This is a genomic window from Chitinophaga sp. W2I13 (genome assembly GCF_050434005.1).
Lineage (GTDB): Bacteria > Bacteroidota > Bacteroidia > Chitinophagales > Chitinophagaceae > Chitinophaga.
This window is the reverse complement of sequence record NZ_JBNPWD010000001.1, coordinates 382,657-397,620: the sequence shown is the minus strand read 5'-3', so window position 1 is coordinate 397,620 and position 14,964 is coordinate 382,657. Positions and strand designations below refer to the sequence as shown.

General features: G+C 48.7%; 11 protein-coding genes. 4 read left to right on the top strand and 7 right to left on the bottom strand.

Annotation, left to right across the window (positions count from 1 at the left end):
- Positions 1 to 24 precede the first annotated feature (24 nt).
- Positions 25 to 939 (top strand): AraC family transcriptional regulator, encoded by a 915-nt coding sequence (locus QFZ48_RS01595; protein WP_429060838.1) that lies wholly within the window; start codon positions 25 to 27, stop codon positions 937 to 939.
- Here the strand turns inward: QFZ48_RS01595 and QFZ48_RS01590 are convergent.
- Positions 936 to 1,298, bottom strand: a complete 363-nt coding sequence (locus QFZ48_RS01590) for a winged helix-turn-helix transcriptional regulator (RefSeq protein WP_429046286.1) — start codon at positions 1,296 to 1,298, stop codon at positions 936 to 938. The two genes, QFZ48_RS01595 and QFZ48_RS01590, sit on opposite strands and share 4 nt — an antisense overlap.
- A gap of 125 nt (positions 1,299 to 1,423) precedes the next feature.
- Between QFZ48_RS01590 and QFZ48_RS01585 the strand changes: the two genes are divergently transcribed.
- Complete coding sequence (locus tag QFZ48_RS01585) at positions 1,424 to 2,218, top strand: SDR family oxidoreductase (RefSeq protein WP_429046287.1); 795 nt, start codon at positions 1,424 to 1,426, stop codon at positions 2,216 to 2,218.
- Between the two features lie 173 nt (positions 2,219 to 2,391).
- Here QFZ48_RS01585 and QFZ48_RS01580 read toward each other — a convergent pair whose 3' ends face one another.
- From QFZ48_RS01580 to QFZ48_RS01555, 6 genes are all read right to left on the bottom strand, one after another.
- Positions 2,392 to 3,819 (bottom strand): alpha-L-fucosidase, encoded by a 1,428-nt coding sequence (locus QFZ48_RS01580; RefSeq protein ID WP_429060836.1) that lies wholly within the window; start codon positions 3,817 to 3,819, stop codon positions 2,392 to 2,394.
- A 9-nt stretch (positions 3,820 to 3,828) separates the two neighbouring features.
- Complete coding sequence (locus QFZ48_RS01575; protein WP_429060834.1) at positions 3,829 to 5,868, bottom strand: glycoside hydrolase family 2 protein; 2,040 nt, start codon at positions 5,866 to 5,868, stop codon at positions 3,829 to 3,831.
- Positions 5,869 to 5,876: 8 nt separating this feature from the next.
- Entirely contained in the window at positions 5,877 to 7,460 is a 1,584-nt protein-coding gene (locus QFZ48_RS01570; protein ID WP_429060832.1) for a RagB/SusD family nutrient uptake outer membrane protein, read from the bottom strand.
- A 17-nt stretch (positions 7,461 to 7,477) separates the two neighbouring features.
- The gene (locus tag QFZ48_RS01565; protein WP_429060830.1) at positions 7,478 to 10,720 is read right to left on the bottom strand and encodes a TonB-dependent receptor; all 3,243 of its coding nucleotides are present in this window, start codon (positions 10,718 to 10,720) and stop codon (positions 7,478 to 7,480) included.
- Between the two features lie 288 nt (positions 10,721 to 11,008).
- Positions 11,009 to 12,166, bottom strand: a complete 1,158-nt coding sequence (locus QFZ48_RS01560) for a FecR family protein (protein ID WP_429060829.1) — start codon at positions 12,164 to 12,166, stop codon at positions 11,009 to 11,011.
- A 67-nt stretch (positions 12,167 to 12,233) separates the two neighbouring features.
- On the bottom strand, positions 12,234 to 12,824 hold the full coding sequence (locus QFZ48_RS01555; RefSeq protein ID WP_429046295.1) for an RNA polymerase sigma factor: 591 nt from the start codon (positions 12,822 to 12,824) through the stop codon (positions 12,234 to 12,236).
- Positions 12,825 to 12,949: 125 nt separating this feature from the next.
- Between QFZ48_RS01555 and QFZ48_RS01550 the strand changes: the two genes are divergently transcribed.
- Together QFZ48_RS01550 and QFZ48_RS01545 are read left to right on the top strand one after the other, a co-directional pair.
- Positions 12,950 to 14,176, top strand: a complete 1,227-nt coding sequence (locus tag QFZ48_RS01550; protein WP_429046296.1) for a trans-sulfuration enzyme family protein — start codon at positions 12,950 to 12,952, stop codon at positions 14,174 to 14,176.
- A gap of 599 nt (positions 14,177 to 14,775) precedes the next feature.
- Complete coding sequence (locus tag QFZ48_RS01545) at positions 14,776 to 14,958, top strand: hypothetical protein (RefSeq protein ID WP_370911653.1); 183 nt, start codon at positions 14,776 to 14,778, stop codon at positions 14,956 to 14,958.
- Positions 14,959 to 14,964 lie beyond the last annotated feature (6 nt).

The window sequence follows — 14,964 nt, the reverse complement described above, 5'->3', positions numbered from 1 at the left end:
CCATTATTAGGTATATTTGCACTTATGAAAGAGAATCTGCATTATCCGTTTGAAATCATTTATAAAGAGCTGGAAGTAGGTGAAGAGAAGCGGCGGACGAGCAATTTTTTTGAGCTCATTTATATCATGGAAGGTACGGGGCAAGAGACCATCAATCAGCAAACATTTAATTACGTGCCGGGACGCCTGCTGCTCATCACACCTGAAGACCTGACCACCTTTCATATCACTACGCCCACGAAGATGTTGTTGATCTGCTTTAATGATATTTATATCAGGTCGGCCGCTTTTTCCGGCAATGAGCGGGAGCGGGAAGCGTGGATTAAACGGCTGGAATTTATCCTGCAACACGCCAACCACGAACCCGGTTGTGTCCTGCCAAGCCAGCCACATAAAATGCTGGCAAAAACAATGGTGGAAACGCTGGTAACCGAATACCAGCACTGTGATCTGTACAGCAAGGAATTGATTCAGCAGATGGTGAACAGTCTTATCATTCTCGTGGCCCGGTCCATTGCGCAAAGGCTCCCCGATAAATTTACCCCGGTAGCCGATAAAAAAACGCTCGACATCTTCCAATATGTCCACGAGCATATCTATGAGCCGGAACAACTAAAGGTGAGCGCCATCTGTCAGTATTTTAATATCTCCCCCAATTATCTCGGTAAATTCTTTAAAAAACAGGCCGACGAAACGCTGCAGCAATATATCCAGCATTATAAAATAAAAATGGTGGAAACACGATTACTCCACAGCGATATGCGGATCAATGAAATTGTAAATGAATTAGGGTTTACAGATGAAAGCCATTTAAACAGGCTTTTTAAAAGATATAAAGGGATGAGTGCTTCCATGTACCGGAAAACAATGTGGAATGCAGATATCAGTGCGTTTACAAAAAACAAAACCATAGTGACGACCCAGCAGCGTGGCGCTTAATTTTTCAGATCTCCCTGAAGGATCGCTTCTTTCAATACTTCTTCATGTGCATCTGCCCATTCTCCCAAAATTTTTATTACTGGAATGAGGGATGCGCCCAGCTTAGTAAGGCTATACTCCACTTTCGGCGGGGCCTGTGCAAACACTACCTTCGACACCAGGCCATGCTTTTCCATTTCGTTGAGCTGGATGTTCAATACCCGGCGCGTAGCATCCGGAATCTTCCGCTGCAGCTCACTTGGGCGCTTATGCCCTTCATGGATGAAATACAGCAGGCGCACTTTCCATTTACCGTAGAGCACTTCGCCCACGAGGTCGAGACCACAATTCAGCGTAATGGGTAGTTTTTTTACATACATGATTCAAAAGTACTTTATTGTTCTTAAACGGGCTATAGGGATAAATTCCACCCAATGCGAATCGTTTTTCCGTTATTGTCCGGCATAAATGATTGACGGAATTTTGCTGAAAATAATAATAACAGATGGAACCAAGATTAAGTTTTGATAACGAACTATCCGGTAAAACAGCCCTGGTAACAGGTGGTACAAAGGGAGCAGGAAAAGCCATTGCAGCACGACTGGCCAATGCCGGTGCAAAAGTGATCATCACTGCCAGAACAAAGCCGGCAGACACGAACCCGGCATTTCATTTTATAGGCGCTGATCTGAGCACTCCTGCAGGCATTACGAGCGTAGCAAACGAAATAAAGGAAAACTACGGCGGCGTAAACATCCTGGTTAATAACATGGGCGGTTCTGAAACCCCTGGTGGCGGCTTTGAGGTATTAACGGATCATCATTGGGATGCCACCCTCCAGGCCAACCTGCTGGCGCCGGTACGGCTGGACAGAGCGCTGTTGCCTTACATGCTGGCACAAGGCACTGGTGTAATTATTCATATTGCTTCCATACAAGGCACTATGCCGCTGTATGATTCCACGCTGCCCTACGCAGCCGCCAAGGCTGCATTGATTAATTACAGCAAGGGCTTGTCCAACGAAGTGGCGCCGAAAGGAGTGAGGGTACTCACTGTATCGCCCGGCTTTATCCAAACCACCGCCGCCGATAAAATGATTCAGGAAATGGCCGACCGTGCCGGCAGCAGCTTTAATGATGCCTTACAGCAACTCATGCAGTTCCTGGGCGGCATTCCCATGGGACGCCCCGCCAAGCCGGAAGAAGTTGCGGACCTTGTTGGCTTCCTCGTTTCCCCGCGTGCAGGATATTTAACCGGCACACAATACATCATAGATGGCGGCACCATCCCCACTATATAAATAAAAAAATGGGAAGATGAAAATGCCACCATTTCCATCTTCCCAAATAAAAAATAAAAAATCCACCTCACCCCAATCAAATCAAATCAAATCAAAATCAAACCACCACACCAAATCAAAAAAACTAATCAGCAAAATCAGCGTAATCAGCGGGAAAGACAACCTCCGCTGCATTAAGTCCGCGCCTTGTCGGCCCCCCCGCTCTCCGCACCCGCATTACCCGTTTGCAGCAGGAGTACAAAAGGCGCCGCCCGCGGTGCATTCCCCACCTGGATGAAGTACTCACTCCGCCCGATCAGCTCCGGCGTTATCCGCGCTTCGGGCTGCCCTACAGGGGAGACGTTCAGCAGGGTAACCCGCGGAGGCAGTTTCACCCGCAGGTTGCCGGATACCGGTACGTTGCACACTACCATATAAACGCTGTCGGATCCGTTTTTGCGGATATAATAGCCCCAGTCCTGTTTGTCAAAACCGGCATAGCCGCCGCCATAAACAGCGGCGCCGTTTACTTTCATCCAGTTGCCGATTTCCTGCATACGCTGTGTTTCTTCAGGGCGGAAGGTGCCATCTGCTTTGGGGCCGAAATTGATGACGAAGTTGCCGCCAAGAGATGTGGATTTTACCAGCATTTCAATCAGCTCGTCCGAAGATTTAATATGCCCTGTCCATTTGGCGCAGTATCCCCACTGGTTCTCGGGGATGGTCATCACACCTTCCCAGTCGTTGCCATGGATGTCTGCATATTTTTCGGGCAGCTTGCGTTCCCATCCCTGTTCGTAATCGCCCATGAGGCGGTTGTTGGAATCAAAATGCCTTGCGCCTTTTTCGTCGGCGCGGAGGCGGCTGCCAATGATCAGCCCGGGATGCAGTTGCTGGAGGTATTGTTCCAGCTCATCGGAGAAGGCGCCGTCATTTTTCCAGGAGTCGTCCCAGGTGCCATCAAACCAGAAACCTTTTACGGTGGGATATTTCACCAGTAGTTCCTTCAGCTGGTTTTTCACAAATACTTTGAAGCGGCTGTAGGCAAGGCTGTCGGCCGGCGTTTTGAGCGAGGCGCGCCAGTCGGGGTGGTTCCAGTCGATAATAGAAAAGTAGAGATATACGTCGATTCCTTTTTTATTATATGCATCTACCATGGGGCCGATGATATCTTTTTTATAAGGCGAGGCGGCTACCGTATAGCGGGTATACTTACTGGGCCACAGGCAAAAACCATCGTGGTGTTTGGTGGTGATGATCATATAGGCTGCGCCCATATCCTTTGCATATTGCGCCCATTGTTCCGGGTGGTAGTTTACGGGATTAAACTGTTTGTATAAGTTGTCATAGTCGCCGCGCGGCATTTCTTTCCAGGAGCGGATCCACTCTGCGGCGCCGTTGTATGTTTTCCCGTTCCATTCACCGCCGGGAATGGCATACAGGCCCCAGTGGATGAATTGTCCCAGGCGAAGGGACCGCCAGCGGGCCATATCGGCATCAGTTCTGTTGCCGGTGCGGTGGGCGCCGTGTTGCAGGGTGATGGTGTCTTTAACAGGATTGCTTTGTGCGCTGCTGTGCAGTTGTGCGAGGAGCAGTGCGGCAGCGATACAGTATTTTTTCATGTTGTTTTTTTAATGGGTCCAGGTAATGGTGTCCGTGTATACTTTACCGTTAGATACGCCGGAAGCGGTGAGGGTGTTCACACCTGTCTTCAGCGTAAGGTTATCAAAAATAAAGTCTTTACTATTGGCGCCTGTGCGACCGGTAACAGGCGCTCCGTTGTTCAGTGTGAGGGTTACCTTTTCCAGGTTGCTGAACACTTCTGCGTGTACCCGTTCGGGTTGTCGCACATGGTTCCGTCGCTCTGCAATGTAGATCATGGGAGCGGGGTTCCAGTTGGCTTTGTACCAGTAGAAGGCGTCCTTTTTCTGTTTGCGGTCGTAGGTGATGAGTCCTTTCAGGTTGCGTGCATTTACGCCTCCGCGGTTCCACATGGGCACTGCAAATTCAAACATATTCCATAAATAGGAGGCCGCAATATAAGGATGCTTTTCTATCACTGCCCATTGTTGCACGTGTGTGGCAGTTTGATAGGTTTCCGGAAAAAACTGCCCGCTTACCGGATCAAAGTTGGTACTGAGACTATCGGTATGCTGATCAATATTTCCATCTGCGCCGTATTCTGTGAGCATCAGTTTATAGTCGGGGTAGTTTTTCTCCAGGCCGGACACCCATTTTTCAATGTCGCCGATGCTGCCTTCATACCAGCCGAAGTAGCGGTTCATGCCTTGTATATCGGCAGCCAGGTTGGCCGGGCGTGTCATTTCACCATAACCGCTTACCGCAACGGTATACCTGCGGGGATCTTCTGTTTTGGCAAGGTCGTTCAACTGCCGGGTGAGCACGGCCACATGTTCGTCAGGTGTTTTGGAATACACTTCATTGTGCATGCCCCACACGTAAATCGAAGGATGATTGAAGTTTTGCCGGATCAGCTCCGTCAGTTGCTGCCTGGCATTTTCACTTTCCTTGCCGGAGAAGTTATTTACAAAAGGGATTTCTGCCCAGATCACAAAACCCATGCTGTCGCATTGCGAATACAGGTATTCAGACTGCTGGTAGTGTGCAAAGCGGATCGTGGTAGCGCCTATTTCCCGGATCAGGTCCAGGTCTGCTTTATGCTGCGCATTGGTGAGCGCATTGCCGCAGTCCTGCCATTCCTGGTGACGGGTAACGCCGTGCATTGCATAAGGCTGTCCGTTCAGGAAGCAGCCCTTGCCGGCGGTTACTTCAAAGCGGCGTAAGCCCAGCGGCTGTGTAACCGCATCGGTAATGCGCCCGTTGATAAGAATGGAAGTGGTGAGGGAATAGAGATACGGATCTTTTAACCCGTTCCACAAATGCGGCCTTATCACCGGTAGCTCCTGGCGGATGATATTAATGCCCTGCGGGCTCAGGTTTGTCTCTTTAACCGTAACGGCTACACGTTTTCCGTGCTGGTCGCGGATCTCTGTTTGTAGCTGTACGTTAGTATGATGTGGTTGTTTGTTCTCAATTTTTGCAGTAACACCCACTATCGCTTTTTTATCACTCACTTCATCCTGGGTAATATAGATGCCGGGAGAAGCGTAGTCGGTAGTGGTGATGTTGATGTCATTGGTGATGAGCAAATTTACCGGCCGGTAAATTCCCCCGAAAATACCAAACAGGAAATTGTTGATGGGCAGTACATCTTCGCGTGCCGTGTTGTTGGCTTTTACTACAATGGTATTCTCCGCTCCATACGTTACCGAATGGGTGATTTCAAAGCAGAAGGCCGCGTAAGAGCCTTTGTGCTCGCCAATGAAGCGGTTGTTCACATACAGTTGCGCTACAGAGCCCACGCCTTCGAATCGCAGGAATAATCTTTTTCCTTTCAGGCCGGCGGCTACCGGGAAAGTTTTCTGATAACATGCTTCACCTGCATAAAAATTCTTTCCTTCCTGCATGTCTTTGTTGTTCCAGGTATGCGGAATGGTAATCGCTTCCCACGTGGTATCAGTGCTGGCATTTAATGGTCCTTTCCTGAAAGTCCAGCCATCATTGAAGGGAATTACTTTTCTTCCTTCCTGCGCGTACCCCTGTAAAAACAGGAGTACGTGGAGGAAAGTGATAATACAATATTTAGTCATGTGCCGGATTATTTCGTATAGCCTGTGTTCTGTGTCAGCACGGCGTCTTTGTTCACATCAATTTCAGATTGCGGGATGGGCAGGTGAATGTTATAGTCGCTGATGGTAGGCGCTACTTTAGGGTTGTATTTCTTCACGCGTTCCACCAGTTTCTTTGTTCTTACCAGGGTAAGCCTGCGAAGTTCTTCTGCGGTGAGTTCGCGGGCTCTTTCATCGAGGAGGTAGTCGAGGTTTACTTCGCCGGCAAGTACTTCTTTGGCGTGGGCGCGGTTGCGGATTACGTTGATGCTGGCGGCGGCATCGCCGGGGCGGCCCTGTTGCAGCTGCGCTTCTGCGAGCAGGAGGTAGGTTTCCCCGAGGCGCATCTGGATGCGGTCTTTGTACGACTGTGCTCCCTGCAGATCCTGCGGCTGGAACTCATACCACTTGGTGGTATGGGCATAGATATTCTGTATGGTATCAAACCCGCTCACAATTACCGGCTGACCATATTTCGGGGAAGCCGGATCGTTGTAATAGTAGTTGCGACGGATGTTGTACGGGGAATTACGCATATCGTCTTTATCATACAGTTCATAAGTCCACCAGTTGGTAGGCCTGATCCTGCCGATACCGCGGCCTCCCAGCGAATCACAGATCTTCATGCCGGCTACGTTTACATAGAAAGGCCCCCACTCGCGCCGGCGCTGATCAAAGTCGGATCCGCCGCCGGTTACATTGTAGTTCTGCTCTATTACCCAGATGGCTTCTGTATTGCCCTGGCTGCGGCGCATGTTGCCATAGGTGAACATGTCGGCAAACGGATCGCCGGGTTGCAATGCTTTGGCGCCGTAGCGTGCGGTGATGAGCGTAAAGAATTTACTGTCGATGATGCTTTTGGCAGCAGCTTCTGCATCCGCGGGTTTGTTGGCGCGCAGCAACGCTTCTGTAAGTAATTGAGCTGCCGCAAATTTATTGATCCTGCCCTGTTTGATCACATGCGCAGGGTCTGGCAGGTTGGCTTCTGCAAAAGTAAGATCCGCGATGATCTGGTTGATCACATCAGCTTCTTTTGCCCGCGTGTAATCCGTGCGTGGCACGGTTACAGGGGCAACGATCAGTGGCACATCTCCAAAAAGTATAGAAAGATGGTTGTAAGCATAAGCACGGAAAAAACTGGCTTCTGCCTTGTAAAATTTCCTTTGTTCATCGGTGAGCTGTGCGGAAGGGTTATCCGATGCTGCAATGATCACGTTGGCGCTGTTGATCAGCTTATATCCCCAGTTCCAGATCGAGCTCAGGGAGCCGGTTTGTGAATTGAGGTTCTGGTAATTTTCATACGGCGCCTGCACGGTGTTGGGCTGACCGGTAATAGCCATATCAGTGCCCACGTAAAAGGTGGCAAGTAAGCCCTGCGTGTTGCCGTAATCGTTACGCATAATGCTCAGCATACCGGTGCTGGCGGCTTCAAAGCCCAGCTGGTCCACCAGCGTGTTATCCGGTGCATAACTGGATTTCAGCTCCTCGTCAAGAAAGCTTTTGCTGCAGGAAGATACGGTTAGCAGCGACATCCCCGCCAGCACAAATCTGTATATATATTTAGCGTGTTTCATTGTTTATCTCTTTAAAATTATAAACTGATATTTACACCCATGATCACCGTGGTATTCAACGGATAGAAGTCCGAGCTCTGCTGCCCTGCGCCCTGTCCGTTGTTCAAACGGGTAGGGTTGGACGTAACGGAAGATGGCGAGGTTTCCGGATCATAGCCCTGCCATTTGGTAAACGTGCCAAGATTTCTTCCGCTGACATATACCGTGAGGTTGGAAATCTTATACCGCTGCAAAGTGCTCTTATCGAAATTGTAGCTGAGCGTTACGTCTTTTATACGGATAAAGGACGCATCCTGCGCATATTTATACCCTTTCGGATTGGTGTAAAACAACGCCGGGTTGGTATTGATCTTGTTTTCAGAGGTCCAGTAGGGAATTTCTGCGGGCAGGTTAATAATCCCTGCCTGGTCCCTGTTATCGAGGATATTGTTGGCACGAAGGGAGCCATGCACATCCTGGATGAAAATATTCAGGATGAAATTTTTGTAGGTAAAGGTGTTGGTAAGTCCTGCAATATATTTTGGTAATTGTGTACCAAGATAGGAGCGGTCTGCCGCATCAATCTTTCCACTGTTATCTAGGTCAGCAAATTTGATATACCCTGGTTTGGCGCCCGGGTCTATTTTGGCATCTTCTCCTTCCTGCCAGATACCGGTCATGGTGTAATCGTAAATGCCCAGCATGGGTTTACCGATGAACAGGTTGTTCCCAATATCATCTTTATTATCGCCATAAAGGGCTACCACTTTATTTTTATTAAAAGAGATATTAAAACCGGTATTCCAGCTAAAGTCGCCCGACTGGATATTGCGGCTGTTCAGCATCACTTCCAGCCCTTTGTTGGCGGTTTCCCCGATGTTGTCGTATACGGAAGTATAACCATTGATGGACGGAATTTTCCTGCTGAGCAACAGGTCGGAGGTGCGGGTGCTGTATCCCTCGATACTGCCGCTGAGGCGATTGTTCCAGAGGGCAAAATCGATACCTACGTTTAATCCCGCGGTGGTTTCCCATTTCAGGCGGCTGTTGCCCAGTGTATCCGGGATCACGCCAATGGAAGTAACGCCGTCATAAATATAGTTGACGGTGCTGAGCCTCGACAGCGTACGGTAGGCGCCTATCGCCTGGTTGCCCGATTTGCCATAGGACGCCCGTAACTTCAGCTGGGAGATCACCGGTGCTGCCGCCATGAACTTTTCGTTGTGGATATTCCATCCTGCAGCCACGGAAGGGAATACCGCGTATTTATTACTGGCGCCAAACCCCGAGTAGCCATCGCGGCGGATGGTGGCGGTGAGCAGGTAGCGGCTATCGTAGTTGTAGTTGGCGCGGAACATCTGCGACAACAGCGTACTGGCGCTGTAGCCGGTGGTAGTTTGCTGTACCTGTGCAGCCTTCATGTTATTGAAGTCCAGGTTATCATTGATAAAGGTATTGGCATCCAGTTGTGAAAAGAACTGTTCATCCTGCTGCGCGCTATAAAGTGCGGCAAAGTCCAGTGCATGCTTATTCCGTGTGATGGCATAGGAGAGCAGGTTTTCCACGATCCATTGTTTACTTTCCGTATTGTCTACGCTGGCAGTTCCTTTCAGATCACCCATTTTCCGGCCGGTGTAGTCGCCCGTGCGGGAAGGCCGGAATGCATAAGATGCATTAACCCGGTATTTTAGTCCTTTCAGAAAGGTGGGGGCTACTTCTGCATAACCGCTGGCAGTCATGTTTTTGCCGCGGTTTATTCCCGGGTTGTACAGGTTGATCAGCGGATTCAGATACAGTGTTTGCGGCGCAATGGGATATACTTCATAGTCGCCGGCTGCATTGTATAATGAGCCATATGGACTGAGGGCGTTGGCTTCAAACATGGTTACTTTGCCACCGTCCTGGTTATTATTTACAAGGAACAGGTTTACGCCTGTTTTCAGCCAGGAGGTTACATTGGCATCGAGGTTGGCCCGGATGCTGGAACGGTTGTACTGGAAGCCTTTCAGGTTCCCCTGTTCTTTCAGGTAAGTACCGGAGATATAGTATTTCACATGATCGGTACCACCGGAAATGCTTAGTTCATGGCTGTGGATATAACCCTGTTGGGCGATTTCTTTGAGCCAGTCTGTTTCCGGTGCGCCGTTGGCATAATTCGTTTGTTCTGTGAGGTAAGGCAGATCCGGCGCATCGGGGCGGCCTGCCTGGATATTGTACCAGTGATTTTTGGTGCGGTATTCTTCCCCGTTCATTTGTTTTACGGTATTGCTCTGGTATTCCGGTCCGGCGTAGCCGTTGTAGGAAATCACCGGCTTGCCCGTTTTACCTTTCTTGGTAGTGATCATGATGACGCCGTTAGCGCCCCTGGCGCCGTAGATGGCAGAGGCAGATACGTCTTTCAGAATGTCAACAGACTCCACATCATTGGGATTGATGTCGTTGTAACTGCCGCTGAAAGGAATGCCATCCAATACAATGAGCGGTGCATTGCTGGCGTTGATGGACTTAAGCCCGCGCAGGTAAAAAGCAGGCGAGCTTCCTGGCTTGCTGCTGTTACTGATAATGTTCACGCCGGGAGTGGTCCCCTGGATGGATTGCAATACATTGGTGACGGGCAGGTTTTTCAACCGTTCCTTGGGCACGGAGGATACCGAACCGGTGACATCACTTCTCTTTTGGGTACCATATCCCACCACCACTACTTCGTTTTGTTGTTCTACAGAAGCTTTCAGCACAATATTAAAAGTGCCGCTACCGGTTACGCTTATTTCCTGCGGGATCATACCGAGGTAGGAGAATTGCAGCACCAGCGGTCCCTCAGTAGTGATATGAAGGGAATAACTGCCATCGGCGCCGGTGCTTACGCCCTGCGTGGCGCCTTTTACCCTTACCGATACACCGGGTAAGGGATTGCCCGCTTCGTCGGTTACTTTACCTTTCACATCTGTGGCCGGAGCCGCGCTGGTATTGTTTTCATAGCCACCGGCAGATTTGGGTGAAATGAAAATGGATTTATTTTCAATCACGTATTTCAGTGGCTGATCTTTCAGCATGAGGTCAAGGAATTCCCGGATGGATACATTTTCCACCTTCATGGTTACCGGGTTGGCTTTGTCCAGCACGTCTTTGCTGGCCACTACGGTGTAGCCCGACTGGACGCGGATCACGGAAAATATTTTTTCCACGCGCACATTTTTCCCTGACCAGGTGATCAGCTGCGCATATCCGGTAGCGCTTACATTCATAAAAACGACGGTAAGTAATAAAAACGTCAGTTTCATAACTAACAGCATTTTGGTTGGAAACCAGCTCCGGGTATGCGCTTTTCCTGATTTTGGCGCATAGGGGAACCGGTTACAAAGAGCATTTTTTTGCATAGCTTTGTAATGATTAGGCTTGTAAATAGATAGATGTACGGAATTACTCAATTGTTTTGCATAGCTGTAATCTTGTTGCCGGGGGTGGGTCGAATCACCTCCGGTTTTTTATTACGCTAACTTCATTGGCTGATCGCTGAAATTTTGTTCACTGTTTTCCTATAACTGTTTCTGTTTTGATGATTAGCTTATTTATTTTCCTATAATTAAAGTCCTGTTTTCGAGGCGGAAGTGTACGCCTGATTCCTTCAGGAAGTTCAGTACACTTGAAAGATTTACATCACTACCAATTTCCCCTACAAAAGTGATATCGGGAGGAGTCGTTTCATATACTACTTCAATGTCGTACCAGCGCGCAATCATACTGATAACGGTGGTGAGCTTTTTATCCTGGAAATTCAGGATATCATTTTTCCAGGCAATGATGGCGAGGGTATCTGCCTGGTTATTGAGGGCGGTAGCGCCGGATTTTTTATTGATCTCCAGTTGCTGACCGGGCTTCAGTAAACTCGTTTGCTGCTGCACATGTACCCTCACAGCGCCTTCCAGGAGGGTAGTGCTGATATTATTTTCGTCGGGGTATGCATGGATATTGAAATGAGTGCCCAGCACCCGGACGCTGGTTTCGTTATTGAGTTGTACAATGAAGGGTTGATCTTTATTCGCGGTTACTTCAAAGTAGGCTTCCCCCGTAAGGGTTACGCTGCGGGTGTTGCCGGTAAAGGCGGTGGGGTAGCTGATAGCGCTGGCGGCGTTGAGCCATACGTTGGTGCCATCGGGAAGGCGCAGCCTGAATTTGCGGCCACGGGGCGTGGTCATGGTATTCTGACTTACTTCGCCGGTGCCGGCGGCATCATAGGAGAGCTGGCCGTTGCTGAGTATTACGCGTGTGCCCTGCTGTGTGGTTACGGTGCCGTTGCCCAGGCTGTCCAGTACTACTTCGCTGCCGTCGGCCAGCGTGAGCACTGCGCCGTTTTTGCCGGGTTTTACATCGGCGGTGGCAACTATGGGAACGGTGCTTTTACGGGATGTCCGCTGCCAGGTAAAGTAGCCGGCGGCGACTACCAGTAAAGCAACAGCGGCTGCCGCAGCATAACGCATGATTACCGGGCGCCTGCTTCTTACAGGTGAGTCTTGTTGCAGGATACTGTTCACCTGTTGTTCATACAAAACGGGATTATATGCCGGATCGGCGGGGGCCGCCGCATGCAGTTCACTGATCATGACAGTCCACTCCTCTTCATCCGTGCCGGCACGAAGTGCGGCAAACAATTCTTCCTCTTCCGCCGCAGTGGCAGAACCGTTGTAGTAACGCTCCAATAAAAACCTGTAGTACTCTTTTGCTTCCACGGTACAAACCCTTCTTTTGCTGATAGACGCTGAAATATTGTTACTGTACTATGCGTCTTAAAAAAAATTAAAAAAACTTCGACAGGAGTATAATCAACAGGATAGGAAGTCGTGTGCCGGTATGTTTTTCCAGGTATTCCCGGATGAATCTGCGGGCTGTTACCAGCTGGTTTTTGACCGTATTTTCAGAGATGTCCAGGGCATCGGCTATTTCTTTGCGCGATTTGCCTTCCTGGGTATTCATCATAAAGACTTCCCTGCGGGAGGCAGGTAATTTTTCTATAGCATGCCGGATCAGTACCTGTAATTCTTTTGCATAAATATCTGCAGGTACATCTGCATTATCCGGCATATCATCGGCGATATCATCCTGCCGGTGCTTTTCACGGGCATGTTTTCTAAGCGCGGAAAGGGAGTAGTTGGCCGCCAGGGTATACATCCACCCACCCGGATTTTCGATGCTTTCCAGGGTATGACGCACCATCCAAACTTTAAGGAATACTTCCTGTAATACTTCCTCCGATGCCATGCCGGACCTGAGCAACTTCTTTACAGACCCCGCCAGTACTGCATTATAGCGGTGGTATAATAAACGGAAAGCGGCTTCATCTCCACCTGCAATTCTCGAAAAAAGTATCCTGTCCTCAGATAAACTCACAGCGTGATCCGGATTTTGTGGCAAAATGATAAGCTATGGTCAATATTATACTATTTAGGGGTTTCCTGCAAGCGCTTTCTTTGCTGCCTACCTATTTTCTTCCCCGGAAATCATAAATTTACAGCATGAGTCAACACCCGCGTTTTACAGAAATGGCCTCCGCGGCTATCCATGCAGCCCAATCCGATATGGCCGAACATGCCCACCTGGTACCGGTTTTCGCTACCGCTACCTTTACATTCGATAATGCACAGCAGGGCATGGACCGTTTTAAAGGTACCGCCCCCGGCTATATTTATTCCCGGTTTGGCAATCCCACTGTAACAGTAGCAGAAAAGCTGATCGCCGCCCTGGAAGCTTTTGGCGTTACTACGGCAGATGGTGAGCCCCTGCAATTGAAAGCATTGCTGCACGCCAGCGGACAATCCGCTATGGCCAGCATGTTCCTGTCAAATGTAGTAGCAGGAAATACCATACTCACGCATTACTCGCTCTATGGCGGCACACACGAGTTCTTATTCGACTTCCTCCCGCAATTCGGTGTAAAAGCGCTCATTGCCGATCTGCATGACACAGCCGCCATAGCTGCCCTGCTGCAACAGGACCCGTCTATAAAAATGATCCATATTGAATCGCCCGCCAATCCATCCATGCGCTGTGTGGATATTGCAGCCATCTGCAAAATAGCCGGCACGCACGGCGTAAAAGTAAGTGTGGATAATACCTTTGCTACGCCTTATCTTCAGCAGCCATTCCGGTATGGGGCCGACTTTGTTTTTCATTCCACCACCAAATTCCTGAACGGTCATGGTACCGCTATTGGCGGTGTGCTCATCGGAAAAGATATTCCCCTGATGCAAACGAAAGTCAATAAAACAGCGAAATTGCTCGGTGGCTGCGCCAATCCGTTCGATACTTTTTTACTGATCCAGGGCATCAAAACACTGGAATTGCGCATGAAGCAACATTGCAGCAATGCGCAAACGGTAGCGGAATTTCTCCACGCGCATCCTGCCGTAGCGCAGGTCAATTACAACGGGCTTCCTTCGCATCCGGATTATGTGTTGTCGGCCAAACAAATGCGTCATCCCGGTGCGGTGATGAGCTTTGAACTGAAAGATGGATTTGACGCCGCCGTACGTTTCATTGACCGGCTGCAGATGTGTTTGCGCGCCGTATCACTGGGCGCCGTGGATACATTGGTATCTCACCCGGCGTCTATGACGCATTCAGGAATGAAAAAAGAAGATCGCGGGAAAGCGGGGATTTCTGATGGTTTGATCCGTATCAGTGTGGGGCTGGAAAGTGTAGGGGATATTGTGGCGGATCTGAAGCAGGCATTGGAAGGGTAATAACGTTTTTATTAAAATTTATAGCGAGGGGAGACAGAGGTTGGAGCCTTTTTTTGTAAATTTGTGAATGCCCCGACAATCAAAATATTACATAGGGATCGAAGTCGATAAACTGACCAACAGTATCTTAAATACTATTTCCGGAGCCAATTTTGAGACTGTTGTGAATCCGCTTGCAAAGGAGGACTTAAAAGGGATATCATTGAAAAATGGATGGAAATTTGATTGGAAAAAGAGTTTAAACTGACCGATAGAAAGTTTATAAACTTACTATCGAAGGAAATAGTCACATATTGCAGAGATTAGCAAGTTTTGAGCGATTATACCGATCATTTTTTATCTCCGTCTTATTGAAAGTGCGCCTTTTAATTTAGGAAGTGCAAAGTTATACGAAGGAGTTCCGGGTAACCTATTTGCTTTTTCCTGTCAATTATCTATAGACCGTGGATATGAAGGATTTATATCCTTCACATCCAAAACAAAACTCATTTCGCATTACGAAAAAACGTTGGGTGCAGTGCATATTGGTAATCATAAAATGATTATCCTTCCAGACGGAGCTTTAAAGCTGGTTATTAAATATTTTAACAATAAATAACATGGGATACATTAAGGAACCGAAGGGTATTAATTTTGTTGTGGATCCTAAGCCTGTTACAGAAAATGATAAGAAATTGATCAGTGAAGTAATTTCTCATTATAAGGCAACAGGAAAGAAGAAACGGGTAGTATCAGGCAAGCCTGCGAGCAAACAAAAGGATAGTAAAAAGCTATCCCATTAGGAGTTT

Coding starts and splice junctions, on each gene's coding strand:
- QFZ48_RS01580 (WP_429060836.1), bottom strand. CDS start 3,819: ATGAAAAAATACTGTATCGCTGCCGCACTGCTCCTCGCACAACTGCAC.
- QFZ48_RS01590 (WP_429046286.1), bottom strand. CDS start 1,298: ATGTATGTAAAAAAACTACCCATTACGCTGAATTGTGGTCTCGACCTC.
- QFZ48_RS01595 (WP_429060838.1), top strand. CDS start 25: ATGAAAGAGAATCTGCATTATCCGTTTGAAATCATTTATAAAGAGCTG.
- QFZ48_RS01545 (WP_370911653.1), top strand. CDS start 14,776: ATGGGATACATTAAGGAACCGAAGGGTATTAATTTTGTTGTGGATCCT.
- QFZ48_RS01570 (WP_429060832.1), bottom strand. CDS start 7,460: ATGAAACACGCTAAATATATATACAGATTTGTGCTGGCGGGGATGTCG.
- QFZ48_RS01550 (WP_429046296.1), top strand. CDS start 12,950: ATGAGTCAACACCCGCGTTTTACAGAAATGGCCTCCGCGGCTATCCAT.
- QFZ48_RS01575 (WP_429060834.1), bottom strand. CDS start 5,868: ATGACTAAATATTGTATTATCACTTTCCTCCACGTACTCCTGTTTTTA.
- QFZ48_RS01565 (WP_429060830.1), bottom strand. CDS start 10,720: ATGAAACTGACGTTTTTATTACTTACCGTCGTTTTTATGAATGTAAGC.
- QFZ48_RS01585 (WP_429046287.1), top strand. CDS start 1,424: ATGGAACCAAGATTAAGTTTTGATAACGAACTATCCGGTAAAACAGCC.